Annotated in this window: 14 protein-coding genes; 3 read left to right on the top strand and 11 right to left on the bottom strand. The window is 67.7% G+C overall.

The window, feature by feature from the left end; genetic code table 11:
* Positions 1-68: 68 nt before the first annotated feature.
* From panB to ACTJKY_RS09725, 5 genes are all read right to left on the bottom strand, one after another.
* On the bottom strand, positions 69-929 hold the full coding sequence (panB, locus tag ACTJKY_RS09745) for a 3-methyl-2-oxobutanoate hydroxymethyltransferase (protein WP_440845731.1): 861 nt from the start codon (positions 927-929) through the stop codon (positions 69-71).
* Between the two features lie 48 nt (positions 930-977).
* Entirely contained in the window at positions 978-1355 is a 378-nt protein-coding gene (locus tag ACTJKY_RS09740) for a hypothetical protein (RefSeq protein ID WP_440845730.1), read from the bottom strand.
* A 138-nt stretch (positions 1356-1493) separates the two neighbouring features.
* A complete protein-coding gene (locus ACTJKY_RS09735; RefSeq protein WP_440845729.1) occupies positions 1494-1841 on the bottom strand; it encodes an ArsC family reductase in 348 nt (115 codons plus the stop codon).
* 6 nt (positions 1842-1847) lie between these two features.
* Positions 1848-2258 carry a GNAT family acetyltransferase gene (locus ACTJKY_RS09730; RefSeq protein WP_440845728.1) on the bottom strand — a complete coding sequence of 137 codons (411 nt, stop codon included), beginning with the start codon at positions 2256-2258 and terminating at the stop codon, positions 1848-1850.
* A gap of 7 nt (positions 2259-2265) precedes the next feature.
* Positions 2266-3540, bottom strand: coding sequence for a YceI family protein (locus ACTJKY_RS09725; protein ID WP_440845727.1), 1275 nt, complete (start codon positions 3538-3540; stop codon positions 2266-2268).
* Positions 3541-3769: 229 nt separating this feature from the next.
* On the opposite strand from ACTJKY_RS09725, the gene ACTJKY_RS09720 reads away from it, so the two are divergent.
* The 3 genes from ACTJKY_RS09720 to ACTJKY_RS09710 all read left to right on the top strand — a co-directional run bounded on the left by ACTJKY_RS09720 (position 3770) and on the right by ACTJKY_RS09710 (position 7571).
* Positions 3770-5839, top strand: a complete 2070-nt coding sequence (locus ACTJKY_RS09720; protein WP_440845726.1) for a hypothetical protein — start codon at positions 3770-3772, stop codon at positions 5837-5839.
* 10 nt (positions 5840-5849) lie between these two features.
* Positions 5850-6548 (top strand): DUF3142 domain-containing protein, encoded by a 699-nt coding sequence (locus ACTJKY_RS09715; protein ID WP_440845725.1) that lies wholly within the window; start codon positions 5850-5852, stop codon positions 6546-6548.
* Positions 6549-6638: 90 nt separating this feature from the next.
* Positions 6639-7571 carry a hypothetical protein gene (locus ACTJKY_RS09710; protein WP_440845724.1) on the top strand — a complete coding sequence of 311 codons (933 nt, stop codon included), beginning with the start codon at positions 6639-6641 and terminating at the stop codon, positions 7569-7571.
* Positions 7572-7832: 261 nt separating this feature from the next.
* Here ACTJKY_RS09710 and ACTJKY_RS09705 read toward each other — a convergent pair whose 3' ends face one another.
* From ACTJKY_RS09705 to ACTJKY_RS09680, 6 genes are all read right to left on the bottom strand, one after another.
* Positions 7833-8480 (bottom strand): DUF6445 family protein, encoded by a 648-nt coding sequence (locus ACTJKY_RS09705; RefSeq protein WP_440845723.1) that lies wholly within the window; start codon positions 8478-8480, stop codon positions 7833-7835.
* Positions 8477-9193 carry a SapC family protein gene (locus tag ACTJKY_RS09700; RefSeq protein WP_440845722.1) on the bottom strand — a complete coding sequence of 239 codons (717 nt, stop codon included), beginning with the start codon at positions 9191-9193 and terminating at the stop codon, positions 8477-8479. The genes ACTJKY_RS09705 and ACTJKY_RS09700 overlap by 4 nt, the downstream gene beginning before the upstream one ends.
* Before the next feature lie 16 nt (positions 9194-9209).
* Positions 9210-10745, bottom strand: coding sequence for a tryptophan halogenase family protein (locus ACTJKY_RS09695; RefSeq protein WP_440845721.1), 1536 nt, complete (start codon positions 10743-10745; stop codon positions 9210-9212).
* Positions 10746-10853: 108 nt separating this feature from the next.
* Positions 10854-14033, bottom strand: coding sequence for a TonB-dependent receptor (locus ACTJKY_RS09690; protein WP_440845720.1), 3180 nt, complete (start codon positions 14031-14033; stop codon positions 10854-10856).
* 124 nt (positions 14034-14157) lie between these two features.
* Positions 14158-15135: a FecR family protein gene (locus ACTJKY_RS09685; protein ID WP_440845719.1), complete on the bottom strand. Its 978-nt coding sequence runs from the start codon at positions 15133-15135 to the stop codon at positions 14158-14160.
* Positions 15132-15710: an RNA polymerase sigma factor gene (locus tag ACTJKY_RS09680; RefSeq protein ID WP_440845717.1), complete on the bottom strand. Its 579-nt coding sequence runs from the start codon at positions 15708-15710 to the stop codon at positions 15132-15134. The genes ACTJKY_RS09685 and ACTJKY_RS09680 overlap by 4 nt, the downstream gene beginning before the upstream one ends.
* Between the last annotated feature and the right edge of the window lie 50 nt (positions 15711-15760).

Genomic DNA, 15760 nt, shown 5'->3' with positions numbered 1-15760 from the left:
ACTCCATGGGTCTAATGCGGCCGCGGACCTTAGCGTCGCGTGCCGTGAACGCAAATCGCCCTACTCCGTCAGTCCTTCGGCGCATAGACCTGATCCGGTCCCGGAAAGGCCCGCGACCGTACCTCGCCCGCATAGGTTTCAACCGCGGCGGAAATGCGGCCAGCCAGATCGTCATAGCGTTTCACGAAGCGCGGGGTGCGCTCGAACAGGCCGAGCATGTCCTCCGCGACCAGCACCTGGCCGTCGCACTGCGCCGAAGCGCCGATGCCGATGGTGGGGCATTTGACCGCCTTGGTGATCTCCACCGCGATCGGCTCGACCACGCCTTCGACGACGATCGCGAAGGCGCCCGCTTCGTCCATCGCCACGGCGTCGCCGACCAGCTTGGCATGCTCCGCCTCGCTGCGGCCGCGCGCGCCATAGCCGCCGAGCACGTTGATCGCCTGGGGGGTCAGGCCGATATGGCCGATCACCGGGATGCCGCGCTCGTTGAGGAACCGGACTGTCGGGGCCATCGCGGCGCCGCCTTCCAGCTTCACCGCCGCGGCACCGGTTTCCTTGAGCAGCCGCGCGGCGCTCTCGAACGCCTGTTGCGGCGAAGCTTCGTAGCTGCCGAACGGCATGTCGATGACGACCAGCGCATGATAGCTGCCGCGCACCACCGCCGCGCCGTGCGCCGCCATCATCTCGAGCGTGACCGGCACGGTGGACGGCAGCCCGTAGATCACCTGGCCCAGGCTGTCGCCGACCAGCAGCATATCGCATGCCTCGTCCATCAGTTGCGCCATGCGGACGGTATAGGCGGTGAGCATCACCAGCGGCTCCCCGCCCTTGCGCTTGCGGATCGCCGGCACGGTAACGCGCTTCATCGGCGCGGGCGTGGGGTTGGCGCGGCTGGTGGCGGTATCGAGGGTGAGCTGGTGCGACATGCCGCGCGGTCTAGCGGGTCGCGAGCGAGGCCGCCAGCCCGCTCCAGATCAGCGCAGCCAGCCCCGCCGGGTCGCCATGCCGGCGAGCCAGATCTGGAAGATTGCCACGCCGAGGATGAAGACAGGGATCACGAACGCCTGCACCGGCCCGGCAAGGCCGCCCGTGGCGAACAGATAGCCGAACTGGACGATCACCGCCGCGAGCGAGACGACGTACAGGATATTGGCCTTGCGCGAGCGCCGCAGCATGGCCAGCGATCCCAGCAGGCTGGCGCCGACCCCGATCGCATAATCGACCAGGAACCAGCGCGGCACCGCCTGATAATATTCCCAGTTCCAGAAGCTCGGCTCGACACCGCGCGGGAGCGCCAGCGTTGCGTGCGCATAGAAGACGAGGCAGCCGAACAGCCCCCACAGGACCAGCATCGTTGCGACGGTGCGAAACCAGCTGGCTGGCCGTTGTCGAATATAAGACGCCATGCGATCCCAGTAACCCGTTTCGTTTATCGTGTTAATTTAGGATAAACACGGTGCTTAGGCCATGAATGTGTAAATTTTTCGTGCTCAGAGCAACGCACGAGCATAGCGTTCTGCCGCGAATCCGATCAGCAAACCGCCCGGATATTCCAAAACCGGCCGCTTGATCATCGACGGCTGCGCGATCATCAGCGCACGAGCCTTGGCCGAATCGAGGTCGATCTTGTCCATTTCGGGAAGTTTGCGAAAGGTGGTGCCCGCGCGGTTCAGCAGCGGCTCCCAGCCCTCCGTCGCAATCCAGTGGTCGAGCCGCGCGGGGTCTAAGCCCTCGGCCTTATAATCATGAAACACATGGCGAATTGCGTTGGCATCGAGCCACGCCCGCGCCTTCTTCATCGTGTCGCAATTCTTGATTCCGTAGAGCGCGATGGTCATGCGCGCTTAGTGAAGGAAACGGCCGAGCGTCACAACCGGCTGCACCTCCAGGCCCAGCGCGCGATAGAAACCGATCGCCGCATCATTGCCCTCGCGGACCATCAGCTGAAGCTTGGGACAGCCCCGCGCGCGCAGCCAGGCTTCGGCCGCCGCCATCAGCGCACGGCCATGCCCCTGCCCCCGAGCCGACTCGGCGACGGCGAGGTAATAGACCCAGCCGCGATGCCCGTCCTCGCCCACCATCACGGTGCCGAGCAGCGTATCGCCGTCGCGCAGCAGCAGGATCGTGGAGGCATCACCCTGCAACGCGCGATCGAAATCGGCGGCCGGATCGTTCCACGGACGCGTGAGCCCGGCGGCCTGCCACAGGGCGATCACGACATCCCGATCGGCAGCCTGCGCCGCGCGAACCTCCATTGCCCGCCTATTTCGCGTCGGCGGAGAAGCGGAAGGTCACCGCAACGGCGTCGGGGATGGTGCTGGCATCGCTCCACTGGCCCTTGCCGACGCCGAACGACAGACGCTTCACCGTCGCGGTACCGCTCGCCTGCGCATGGTCGCCGTCGATCTTGAGCGTGAAGGCGACCGGCATCGGCCGGCTCGCACCAGCCAGCGCCAGCATGCCATCGGCGACATAGCCGCTGCCCTGCTTGCGGATCCGGCTGGCGGTGAAGCGCGCCTTGGGGTGGGCGGCGACACCGAAGAAATCGTCGCCCTTCAGCGTATCGTCGCGCTCCGAATCGCCGCTGCTCACCGAGGCGAGGTCGATATCGACCGCGATCTTGGAATGGGCCAGATCGTCGGGGCTGAACTGGATGTCGCCGGTCCAGCGGGTGAAGCGGCCGTTGATCGTCTCGCCGCTATAGACGGTGCGGAAGCCGAGCGTGCCGCCCGGCGCCACCTTCCAGCTGCGCACCGGCATCGCGGCGTCCGAAGCCGAAGGAGAAGGTGTCGGCGTCGGTTCCGGCGTGGCGGCCGGGCTGGCGGACGCGGTCGGTGCCGGAGCGGGCGCGGTCGCCAGGTTCGGCGTCGAGCCGGGGGTCGGCAGCGGCTGCGAGGGCGTGGGCACCTCGGCATGGCCCTTGTAGCGCCAGGAACCAGCGAAGAACGCGCCGGCGCATGCCGCCAGCGCCACCACCACCGCGATCGACAGCGCCGGGCGCCGCGACAGCGCCGCCGGCATCATCCGGCCGATCAGATCGTCGCGCAGCAGATGGTGTCGCAGCGCGCCGGCGATGTGCAGCACGACAAGCCCGGCGAGCAGCCAGCCGATCAGCCCGTGGATCGTCTCGGCGGGCTCGTTCCACGCCTGCCCCAGCGGCAGATGCGGCAGTGGGATCGTGCCGAACAGCAGCGTCGGCAGCTTCACGCGGGCGGTGGAGACGATGATCCAGCCGGTGATCGGCCCGAGGATCATCACCCCGTAGAGCCCCCAATGGACCACGCTGGCCAGCAGCTTCAGCGCCGGTACCCCCTCTGCCGGCGGCCGCGAGACGAACAGGCGGACCAGCAGCCGCGCGAGCGACAGCACCAGGATGAGGATGCCGACAGACTTGTGGAACTGGAATGCGATGAAGAGCGTGGAATGCGGCAGGTCTTCCAGCGACCAGCCGAGCCCGAGCTGGAACAGCAGCAGCAGCGCCAGCGCCCAGTGGAGCAGGATCGCAATCCCGCTATATCGTTGTTTCAGCCCTGCCACGCTCAGCCTCGCTCTTCGGTAACACGCGCCGCCCGATGCGGCGCACGGAAGCGCGCGACCCGAAGCCGAGTCGCCCGCGCAACGATGCACTGTTGCGCGCAACCGGCGCCGGTCGACAAGTGGGCTGGCGGAAACGCTGGGTTCCGGGATGCGCGTTCGGAACGCGGCTATGGCGCGACCGAAGCGGCTGCGGTAGGCGCAGCCCGCAATTCACTGCGGGGCGCACAGCATGATCAGGACGATCCTTTTCCTCTTGCTCGGTATGGGCGCGCTCTGGAGCCTGCCGGCCCATGCCAGCAGCGATTACGGCTGCAGCTCAACCTGGAAGCTGTCCTTCGCCGCCTATAGCGGCTGCGACGATCTGGCGATGCTGGGGCCGCGCAACGACAGCCGGACCAATCTGGCGCTGCTCCTCGCCGATCTGCCCGGCGCGCCGCGCCCGCAGGCACCGGCCGCGCCTTCCGTGTTCCTGGACCTGTCCCTGCTGCTGCCGCGCTCGGCGGATGGCGGCAGTCCGTACTTCGCGGATGGCGAAGGTTCGCGCTGCCGCAGCAACGTAACGGGGGCAGCCGACTTCGAAACCGCGATCCGCGCCAATGCGAAGGTGCCAGAGCCCGAACGCGCCGCATTGATCGCTGCCCGAAAAGGCCTGGATCCCGACTGCGCCCAAGGCACCAGCGGCACCGCGGCGCTGACCGCCGCAGTGAACGGCGCGAAGTCGGAAGCAGGCAAGGCCTTCGCCGCCTATCTCGACGGCGCGGCGGCCTTCTATGCCGGCGACTTCGACGGTGCCGCGGCGCGCTTCGCCTCCCTCGCCAACGCCCGCGACCCGTGGCTGCGCGAAACCGCGCGCTACATGCTGGGCCGCGTGGCGGTGAACCGGGCGCAGGTCGATTATTACGATGCCTATGGCTCACCCAAGCAAGGCGCCACCGTCGCCCCGACGCTGGTAGCCGCGGCGGAAAATGCGCTGCGCGGCTATATGAAGGCCTATCCCAAGGGCGAATATTTCTTCTCGGCACGCGGCCTGCTGCGCCGCGTCTACTGGCTGGCGCAGGACCGTGCGAAGCTGGAAGCCGAATATGTCGCGCTGATCGCGCTGCCGGACGCGCAGCGCGGCATCGACGCGGTGTCGCTGGCGCAGGAGATCGACGCCAAGCTGCTGGCGACCGCCACCGCGGAGACGCTGCACGATCCGATCCTGCTCGCCGCGTTCGACCTGATGCACATGCGCACCGCGGAGGGCAGCGACCCGTGCTGCCAGCCGCTGTCCCGTGCCGCGCTCGACGCCCAGCGCCCGAAGTTCGCCCGCAACCCGGCGCTGTTCGCCTTCCTCCAGGCGGCCCATGCCTATCATCTCGGCGGGCAGCCGCAGGAAGCGCTGCAGCTCCTCCCCGATGCGTCGCACCAGGCCAATTTCAGCTATCTCGAATTCAGCCGCCAGATGCTGCGCGGCATGGCGCTGGAGGTGCGGGCCGACCGCAATGTGCGCGGCTTCTGGAGCGACCTGCTCAGCGGCGCCAAGGCACCCGGCCAGCGCCCCGCCGTCGAGCTCGCGCTGGCGCTGCACGACGAGCGGCACGACGGCCTCGACCGTCTGTTCGCGCCCGACTCGCCGATCCGCTCGCAGGAGATCCGCGACCGGCTGCTGATGAACGTCGCCGATGCGAAGCTGCTGCGGCAGCAGGCGCAGGCGACGAGCGCCTCGGCGCACGAGCGCGACGTCGCGCTGTTCACGCTGCTCTACAAGGAAGCGACGCGCGGCTCGCACCGCGATTTCGTCGACGATCTGCGGCTGATCCCGGCCGGTGCGCCGGTTGAAACCGAATATTATTTCGATTTCAGCGGATCCCGGCCGCTGCCCACTGCCCTGTTCGCCAAGGGCAAGAAGCTCGGCGACTATGGCTGCCCGGCCTTCCCGGAAACGCAGCGCCGCCTCGCCGCCGCAGATGCGAAGGCGATGCTCTGCCTCGGCGAGTTCACCCGCGTGAACGGCTTCGACGGGTTCCTCCTCGATGGCCAGCCGGCAAAGGATGAACTCGGCGGCACGCCGACCCGGTTCGCGGGTGCGCCCTATGCGCGGCTGGACGCCTATCAGGTGGTGATGGCCTCCCCCGCCGCTTCGCCCGACGACAAGGCCTATGCGCTGTTCCGCGCGGTCAATTGTTACGCACCCAGCGCCTCCAATACCTGTGGCGGCAAGGGCGTCGAGCTGCCCGTCCGCAAGGGCTGGTTCCAGCGGCTGAAGCGTGACTACCCGAAGTCGCGCTGGGCGCAGGAGCTGCGCTATTATTGGTAAGCGCCTCGGATTGCTGCTGGCGCTGCCGCTGCTGCTCTCCGGCGCCCCGACGCAGACCTCGCCCGGCGGCATGGTCGATGCGGCCCGCTACGACGCCTTCTGGCTCTGGGCCGGGGTCAAGCCGCAGCCCGCGCTTGCCCGCGCCCGCCGCATCTATTTGCTGCAGGGCGCGGTGGTCGGCGGCGATGCACCGCGGCTGGTCGCGCAGCGCCCGGCCGTCCCGCGGATAGACCATGCCGAGCTGTGGATGGTGCTGCGGGTGGAGACGCTATCCTGGACCCCGCAGATCGACGCGCAACTGCGCGCCGCGCTCGAACGCTGGCAGCGGGCGGGAAACCGGCTCGCCGGACTGCAGATCGATTTCGACGCGCGCACCCGCCACCTCGCGCGCTATGCCACCTTCCTGAAAGCGCTGCGCACCAGGCTGCCCGCACAGTATAAGCTGGGCATCACTGGGCTGCTCGACTGGAGCGCCAATGGCGATCCCGAGGGCCTTGCACAGCTGACCGGTGTCGTCGACGAGGTGGTCGTGCAGATCTACCAGGGCCGGCGCGTCATCCCCGGCTACCAGGGCTATGTCGCCAAGCTGGGTCGGCTGCCCATTCCCTTCCGCATCGGCCTGCTCCAGGGCGGCGAATGGACGCCGCCGCCGGGCCTCACCGCCAATCCCCGCTTTCGGGGCTATGTGGTCTTCCTGCTGAATCCGTGACCCGGCCCCGCGACCGAGAGCTACCGCGCCGCTGGCCGGGACACCGCAACCGGGTGTATGGCTCTAGCCAACGAACGGGGGAGGAACGGGATGAAGCTGGCAGCAAGGGTGGCGGCGATCGTCGCCATGGGGGCACTGGGAATGGCGGGTGCATCCGCCAGGCAGGCATCGCAACAGGCAGATGCAGCGATGCCCGACACCGCCGGCACCGGCCCTTATCCCGCCGTCAAGCGCACCGATCCTACGCTGCCTGATCATGTGCTCTACCAACCCGCCGATCTCTCCAGGCTCGGCCCCAAGAAGCTGGGCGTGCTGGTGTGGGGCAATGGCGCGTGCAGCGACGACGGCGCCAGCGTGCGGCTGCACCTCGCCGAAATCGCCTCGCACGGCTATCTGGTGATCGCCGCCGGCCGAGTGCTGAGCGGCCCCGGCGCCCCACCCCGCCCACAGACTCCGCCGCCCGGCCCGCTCGGCATCCGGACCACGACCGCACAGGTCGCCGCCGGGATCGACTGGGCGCTCGCCGAAAACTCGCGGCGCGGCAGTCCCTTTTTCGGCCGCATCGACCCACGGCTGGTCGCGGTGTCCGGCCATAGCTGCGGCGGGCTCCAGGCACTGGAGATCGCCGCCGATCCGCGCGTGCGCGCCGTGATCGTCCACAATAGCGGGGTGTTCAAGGACGGCACCAACCCGATCCGCGGCATCACCATCGACAAGGCAGCGCTGCGGCGGCTGCACACCCCGGTGCTCTACATCATGGGCGGTCCGTCGGACATTGCCTGGTCCAACGGCAACGACGATGTCGATCGGATCGACACGGTGCCGGCAATGCTCGCCAGCCTCGATGTCGGCCATGGCGGCACCTTCCAGGATGCCAATGGCGGGCGGGTGACGCCGGTGGACGTCGCCTGGCTGGACTGGCAGCTGCGCGGCGACAAGGGAGCAGCGCGCTGGTTCCAGGGCACCGATTGCCGGCTGTGCACCGATCCCGCCTGGACGGTGCGCAAGAAGCGGATCGATTGAGCGCGCCGCGGCATGCGACGATGGCGCACGCACCCCCGGCCCGCGCACCATCGTCGCCCCCTGTTGATCGGCGCGATCGCGCCCTCCCCCCGGAAGGCGCCGCCGTTGCCCGCGCGGTATCACCCCCCGAAGGATCCCGCCGTGCCCGTGCGGCAGGCATCGTCGCGCTCGAATCGTCAAGACCGGCCAGGCGGTTTGAGACGCGGTGGCAGGAGATTGAGATGATTTGCAGCGTTCCGGTTAGGCCGCGGGGCGCCTGGCTCAGGGCAGGCGGAGCAGCGACGTGATGGTCAGGCGGGGACCGGTCGCCGCCAGCTGCCAGGAACCGGCGATGTCGCCTGCATGCAGGCAGTTGGCCGGGTAGAGGATCAGGCGGTTGAAGCTGAGCGGAACCTGGCCGATCCGCTCGAACGCCGCGCCGTCGCCCTCGTGATACGCCCGGGGCGGCAGGCCATGTGTCTCCCCGTCGCGCGCAAGCGCCTGCCGCCACAAGGGCAGGCGCGCCGCGGTGATCCGCTCGAACCCGGTCCCGCGATGGCGGTAGAAGCTGGTGCCGCCATGCGGCGGGCCGCACAGATAATGGACCGTCGCGACGATCGCGTCCGCGCAGTCGTCGAAATGGGGGATGCGCTGGATCGGCGCCAGCTGGGCCGGATCGTCGCTGGCGATCGCGAACGTCGCCCGCAGAAAGGCGGGAGCGTCGCCCAGCATCTCTGCGGCCGCCCGCACCAGCCAATCAGCATAGCCGTCGGGCACGGCGGCGCGCAGGCCGGGATACAGGTCGCCCTCCGTCCGCCCGAACACGGCCCGATCCGCTGCTGCCGCCAGATCCTGCGGCGCGGGATGAGCGTCGTCGACTTGCCAGAGCGGCACCTGCTCTGCGCCCATCCGCGTCGCGGAGAAGGTCATGCGCCCGGGGTGAACCACGCCGCCTCGGCCGCCAACCGCGCATTCTTGCGCCGCACAAGCCCCGCGACATGATCGAGCGACAGCGCCATCGCGGCGAGCACCATCACCTGGTCCCAGTCCGCCAGCATTGCGGCCTTGCGCCCCAGCGCCCGTTCGTCGATGCCGTAGAGACCCGCGAGCGACGCGGACGTGCCGTTGTGGAAGGCCACGTCCAGCGTCACTTCGCTGACCAGCCGATGTTCGGTGATCAGCGCGACCAGCGCCGCGGTGGGGGCCTCGTCCGCGACCAGCTGGCCGAGGATCGCCTGCACCGATTGGAGATAGGGGCTATCGCGGCCATCCTCCTCGACGATTCCCACAGGGCCGTCCGCCACGATCGCCGCGCTGTCGCTGTCGATGCAGACCTGCCCTTCCAGCGCGCCGCTGCCGACGAAGAAGGGCAGCCGCAGCAGGTTGAGCGGGACATGATCGGCGTCGAAGGTCGTGCCGTCCCAGAACAGATTCTCCTGCGGCTCCAGCCCGAGCAGCGCCGCGGGGTAGAATTGGCCGGTCTCCGCATCCTTGGCGAGGAACACGGGGAACTGGCTCGCCACCTTGCGGATCTCGCCGGCGACCAGCGGCACGAGGTGGACGCTCGCCGCCGCCGCCAGTGCGCGGGGCGGATCGAGCCGCAGCCCGGCATGGTCTTTGCGGGTCAATTGCACCAGATTCATGCGCTCTCTTTCAGGGTCAGACGGGCTGGAAGCGATACTGCGCCAGCTTGTCGAGCAGCGCGCGGTTGGTCGGCATGGCGGGGGCAAGCCGCTGCTTCATCGCGGCGACGCGCTCGAACGCGTCCTCCGCGGCGTGGCGATTGGCAAGCGCAGCGGGCCGGGACGCGGTGCGGAAGCCCATGCCGTACAGCACATATTGGTAGCTCGCCGCCGGAAACATCTCGTGCGCGCTGGCGAAGTCGTGCTCGCCCGGCGGGGTGTGGCGCCACAGTTCGAGCAGGTCTTGGAGCGGCTGCGGGATGGTCGCCGGATCGCGGTTGTCGCGCCAGAAGGCGGTGTCCTCGCGCTCGGACAACATATAGTGGAGCTTGAGGAACTCGATGATCCGGTCCCAGCGATAACGGGTCATGTCGTTGAAGCGGCGCGCGACGATGTCCATCGCACTGCGCGTGGCGGGCGTGGCGCTGGCGATATAGTCAGCCGAAAGCTCGATCAGCACCAGCGCCGAGGCCTCCAGCGGCTCGAGGAACCCCGCCGCCAGCCCGACGGCGACGACGTTGTTCTTCCAGAAGGTTGCGCGGTGGCCCGAGCGGATCGTGATCTCGCGCGGCGTGAGGTCGGCGAAGGCCGGGCCAACATAGGCGGCGAGCGCTTCCTCCACCCGATCGGCACCGGCATGACGGCTCGAATAAACATAGCCGACGCCGCGGCGGTTCTGCAGGCCGATGTCCCAGATCCAGCCATGGTCCTGCGCGGTGGAGACGGTGTGCGAGACGATCGGCGCGTCCTCGCGCTCGTACGGCACCTGCACCGCCAGCGCGCGATCGATGAACAGTATGTCGCTGCAATCGATGAACGGCACGCCCAGCGTCTGGCCGAGCAGCAGCGAGGAAAAGCCGCTGCAGTCGACGAACAGATCGGCGGCGATGCCTCCGTGCCGCTGGCCGATGACCGCGGTGACGTCGCCATTCTCGGCCTGCTTCACCTCGACGATATCGTCGTCGACATGGCGGACGCCCAGCTTGCCGACGCAATGCTCGCGCAGCATCTCGCCCAGCCGCACCGCATCGAGATGATAGGCATAGTTGGCGATGCCGCCATATTCGGGCGAGGTGATCTGCTTCGGCGCGAGATGGTGCTCGCACAGAAATTCCTGGAAGCACACCGCGTCGGAGAAGGACGGCGCGCCGCCCGCGTCCGCCTGCGCGTTCCAGAACGGCGCCAGGTCTACCGCCGGAAACCCCTCGGGCAGGACCAGCGGGTGGTAGTAGAAATCATCGGCCGCGCCGGTACGCCAGCCGGCGAACTTGGCGCCCTGCTTGAACGAGGCCTTGCAGGTGCGCAGGAAATCAGTCTCGGAAATGCCGATCTTGCGCAGCGTGTTGCGCATCGTCGGCCAAGTACCCTCGCCCACCCCGATGATGCCCAGCCGCACGCTTTCGACCAGCGTGACCTGCAGATCGGGTCCGTGGCGCGCGGCGATCAGGGCCGCGGTGAGCCACCCGGCCGAACCGCCCCCGACGATGCACACCGACTGAATGTGCCGACTCATCCGATCCTGACACCCCTCTTCCTGCGCGATGGTCTACCATGATTGCCGGGCCGACAAAGAGGCCGGGCAGATCTATCCTGCCCGGCCGCCGATCCGTTGCCGCCGCGATCAGAAATTGACCCGGGCACCCAGCTTGAAGCGCCGCCCGCTATCCTCGGCATTGAGGAACTGGTTGGCGTAATAGGCATATTTGAAGGCAATCGAATTGGTCAGATTGGCGCCTTCCGCGAACACCGCGAAGTTCGGGCTGATGTGATAGGTCAGGCTTGCGTCGACCTGCGAATAGGCGCGCACCTGGGTGACCGCCTGGCCGGCGCCGTTGAGCGGCGGCGGGGCGAGATACTGGAGGAAGTGGTCCCGCCAGTTCAGGGCGACGCGCGCCTCGATCCCGTGCGCGTCATAGAAGGCCACCGCATTTGCCGAGTTGGACAGGCCGGTCAGCGCGAACTTGTTGCTGAGATCCTGCGGATTGAGATGGCGGTTGGAGCCGACCAGCGTGCCGTTGAGCTGGAAGCCGAAGCCGGTGTCGCCGAACGCATGCTGCCACGCGGCCTCCAGACCGGTCACCGTCGCATCCTGTCCGTTGACCGGCGCGGTGATGGTGAACTGCGCCGGCAGGCCGGTGGCCGGATCGAGCAGCGCGCCGGACACCCCGGCAACCGGCCCCGTGGTCTGGTTCAGCACGATGAAGTTGTTGACGTTCTTCAGATAGCCGCCGAGCGACACATAGCTCGACCGGCCGTAATAATATTCGAACGACACATCGAGGTTGCTGGCCTTGAACGGCTTGAGATCGGCGTTGCCGCGGCTCGCGGCGAAATTGCCCGGCCGCAGTGTGACGAGCGTCGTCACCGGCGAAAGCTGTTCCAGCGTCGGCCGGGTGATCGTCTGGGATGCGGCGAAGCGCACCGTGAACGCATCCGAGACCTGCCACTTCAGCGCGATGTTGGGCAGGACGTCGATGTAATGCGTCGTACCGATCGTGCGGGTCGTGCCCGACGCGGTCGAGCCATATTGCGTCTGATCATTGGCCAGCTTGACCAGCCCGGTATAGGCGGTGGCGAGTCCGTTGACGTTGGTCGACGTATCCTCGAACCGAACGCCCGCCACGATCGAGATCGGCCGACCGGCAACCGCGCCGTGCCATTCGGTTTCGAGATAACCGCCGATCACCCGCTCCTTGACGAGGGTGTCGTTGACCAGCGGCGGCGCGAAGGTGAAGCCCGGCCCCTGCTGCGCGGTGATGGCATTGAACAGCGTCGGCCCGTCGAAGGTCTGCCACTGGGTCGGCAGGCGGTTGGAGCCGCTCACCCCCGAGAGAAAGTCGCTGCCGGCATTGAACACGCTGATCGCCACGCCGGGAGGTACCGGCAGGTTATAGCCGCAGGTCGTGCAGCCGGTGCCGCCGTCGTTCGAGTAGAGCGACGTGTCCTTCTTGTCCTCGGACCAGTAGAAACCGCTGCTGGCCTTCACCAGCCCCTCCAGCCCGTCGCCCTTGTAGGTGAAGTCGGCACGGCCCTGCTTCACCTCGTCGCGGACGCCATAGCCGCGCAGCAGCATCACGTGCTGGCACATCGGCTGGCCCGCCCCGACCACGGTGGTGCTGCCCGGCGTGCCGGAATTGGTGACGGCGCTGCCGCAGCGATTGTTGGGGTCGGCAAAGGTCGGCAGCGTTTCGGTCTGCCAGGGCAGGCGCGACCCGTCCGACTGGTAGCGGGACGATCCGGTCAGATAGCCGAGCAGCGCGAGATAGGCCTCCTTGCCGCCATTGGGATCTTCCTTGGCCAGCGAATAGGTGCCGTCGAAGCTGGCGGTAATCATCGGCGAGATCTGCCACTCGACGTTGAGCCCCACGGCACGCGTATTGGTGCGCTTGTCGAACTTCTTGTCGTGGAAATCGGTGGCGATGCCGCTCGCCTGCGTCATGTCGATCGCCGTGCCGTTGGCGTCGGTCTTGACGTTGGTCAGGTTCGAAGCGGTGAACCAATGGCCGTAGGAGCGGGCATCGGTAGTGTTGGTGAACTTGGTGTAGAGGCCGTCGGCGGTCACCGTCACGGCGTCACTCGGGCGATATTGCAGCACCAGCGTGCCGCCGATGCGCTCGCGGTCCTCGCGGGTGACCTTGCTGTCGAAATTCTGCGGGATGAAGACGTTGCCCTGCGGATTGCCCGCGCCGACGGTACCCGCACCGCCATTGACCTGATTGGCGGGAATGGCCGGGTTGACCAGCCAGCCATCGGTCTGCGCCTGCTTGAGCCGGGTGAAGCGATGCTGATAGCTGCCCGAGAGCAGCACGCCGAGCTTGCCGTCGGCGAAGGTGTCGGCGAACAGGAAGGAGGCGTCCGGCGCGCTCTTCTTCGCGTTCTCGTCGTAATTGACGTCGACGGTCGCGCCGAATTTCAGGCCCTTATAGTCGAACGGCCGCGCGGTCTTGATGTTGACGGTCGAGCCGACACCACCCGACTGGTAGCGCGCGGTCGAGGATTTGTAGACCTCGACACCCGAGACCAGCTCCGAGGCCAGCGTATCGAACGCGAAGGCGCGGCCCGAGGCCTGGCTGGGGTCGGTCGGCGTCGCCACCTGGCGGCCATTGACCAGCACCGTGTTGAATTCGGGCCCGAAGCCGCGGACGGTGATGAAGGCACCCTCGCCGCCCGAACGGTCGATCGACACGCCGGTGATGCGCTGGAGCGATTCCGCCAGATTGGCGTCTGGCAGCTTGCCGATGTCCTTGGTCGAGATCGCGTCGACGATGCCCGATGCCTCGCGCTTGATGCCGCGCGAATTGTCGAGGCTGGCGCGCAGCCCGGTCACGACGATGGCGGGATCATCCTCGCCCGCCACTTGCGGCGCGGCGGCAGCGACGGACTGGGAGGACGCAGGCGTCGGGGACTGCGCCTGCGTCCCCCCGCCCGGCGCCGACAGCGCGAGCTTCGTGCTTGTGGCGGGCACGAACTTGTCCGAGGTGGGTCGCGGAACCACGGCATAGGTGCGCGGACCGGTCTGGCGCGCGACCAGGCCAGTGCCGGCGAACAGGCGATTGAGCGCGTCACCAACGGTGTACTCGCCGCGCACGCCGTTGGTGCGGACCGATTGCGTCAGCCGGCGGGCCGCGATGATCTGCACGTCGGCCTGATGGCCGAACAGCCCGATCGCCGTCTCTGCCGGCTGTGCCTCGATGGAAAAGCGTTTGGTTTGTGTGGCGGCTTGTGCAGCCGCAGGCATCGCGACCATGCAGACGATGCTCGTGGACGCGAATAGCGCTCCACGCAACGTGGCGTTCGCCATGAAACCCCTCCCTGTTCATTCTACTTTTTGTCAGGCCTTTGCGACCTGTACACACCTAGAGACCCGGGTTTGGATTTTCCTTCTCGCAAATTCTTTCACGACACCGATTTTTTCGATCCGCCGATTATAGGGTCTGCGGCTTGGCCGCACGTTGAATACGTATGAAACGGGGATCGCTGGTATTGACGCTCAGGTCGAGCGCGTTGCGGACCGCCTCGGCAAAGCCTTCGGGATCGTTGATGCGGAACAGCCCGTCGAAGCGCTCGCCCGCCGCATCGGGATCGGCGATCACGATCTGGCGGTCGTTATAGCGGTTGAACTCGTCGGCGGCGTCGGCGAGCGTGGTGCCGTCGAGGTCGATCATGCCGCTGCGCCAGGCGAGCGCGCGATCCACCGCCGAGGGCTTGTCGGTTTCGTAATGGACGATGGCATGATCGTTGATCAGCGCGCATTGCCCGGCGGAAAGCCGCACCCGCTGCGCTTCCTCGCCATCGGACCAGGTTTCGACCACCCCTTCGGTGACCAGCACCTCGACGCCATTGTCGCGCTTGCGCACCGAAAAGGCGGTGCCGATTGCCTTCGCCCGCACCTTGCCCGCGGCGACCACGAACGGCCGCGCGGCATCCTCGGCGACCTCGAACCAGGCTTCCCCCTGCGCCAGCTCGACTTCGCGGGCGCGCTTGGCGATGCGCACCTGCAGTTCGGTGCCCGAATTGATCGTCATCACCGATCCGTCGACCAGCGGCACCCGCCGGATCTCGCCCAGCTTGGTGACATAGCCGACGCCGCGCCCGGGGAGCAGCAGCGCGCCGACGATCCCGGCCGCGGAAGCCGCCAGCAGCCCGCCCAGCACCCCGCGTCGCCGCCAGCCGCGCGTGCCCGCATCCACCGGGGCCTCGTCTTCCACGGCCGCGGCGTGCGGTTCGATATGCGGCACCTGCCACAAGGCCTGCGCGCGCAGCAGCAGGCCGTGGCGACGCGGGTCCTCCGCCAGCCAGCGCTGCAACGCTGCCTCGTCTGCCTCGCCCCAGGTGTCGGCATCCATGCGGGCGACCCACAGGGCCGCGGCTTCGTCCTCGGACAGGCGGCTGGGCGCGCTCACAGAATGCCTGCCTTGCGGCCGATCGTGGGCGCGCCGATCTCGGCCGAGGGGTCACCGGCAGACCAGCCCGCGCGAATGGCGCGAACGCCGATCCAGACCTGCTTCTCCACGGCCTTCTCGGTCATGCCCATGTGCGCGGCGATTTCCTTTTGCGACCAGCCTTCGATCTTGCGGAGTTCGACAACGCGGCGGCAGCGTTCGGGCAGGCCCGCGATCAGCGCCATCACCCGCTCATAGGCCAGGCGGTTCGCCACCTGCTCTTCGGGCGAAGGCGTCTGCGTATCGCGAAAGCTCTCGATCTCGCTGATCGCGTCGAGGGGGACGACCTGTTGGCGCTTGAGTTTGCGCAGCAGCAGGTTGCGCGCGATCGAGAAGAAATAGGCGTGGCCGCAATCGATATGGTCGACCGAGTCCAGCGTCGCGATCCGGCAATAGGCTTCCTGCATCAGTTCATCCACATCTTCCGGCGCAAGCCGTCGGCGCGTGAACCAGGCGCGGATGCGGGCCTCGTGCGGCACGATCTCACGCGCGACCCACAGCGCCAGGCCGCGGCGGCGCTCCAGCGCAGATTTCACGTCGCGTGTCGCCTGTCCCTCCTATGGCCGCGCGCAGATATTCTGTTTGC

The organism is Sphingomonas sp. 22176, assembly GCF_052045505.1.
Lineage (GTDB): Bacteria > Pseudomonadota > Alphaproteobacteria > Sphingomonadales > Sphingomonadaceae > Sphingomonas.
This window is presented reverse-complemented; position numbering and strand designations above follow the sequence as displayed.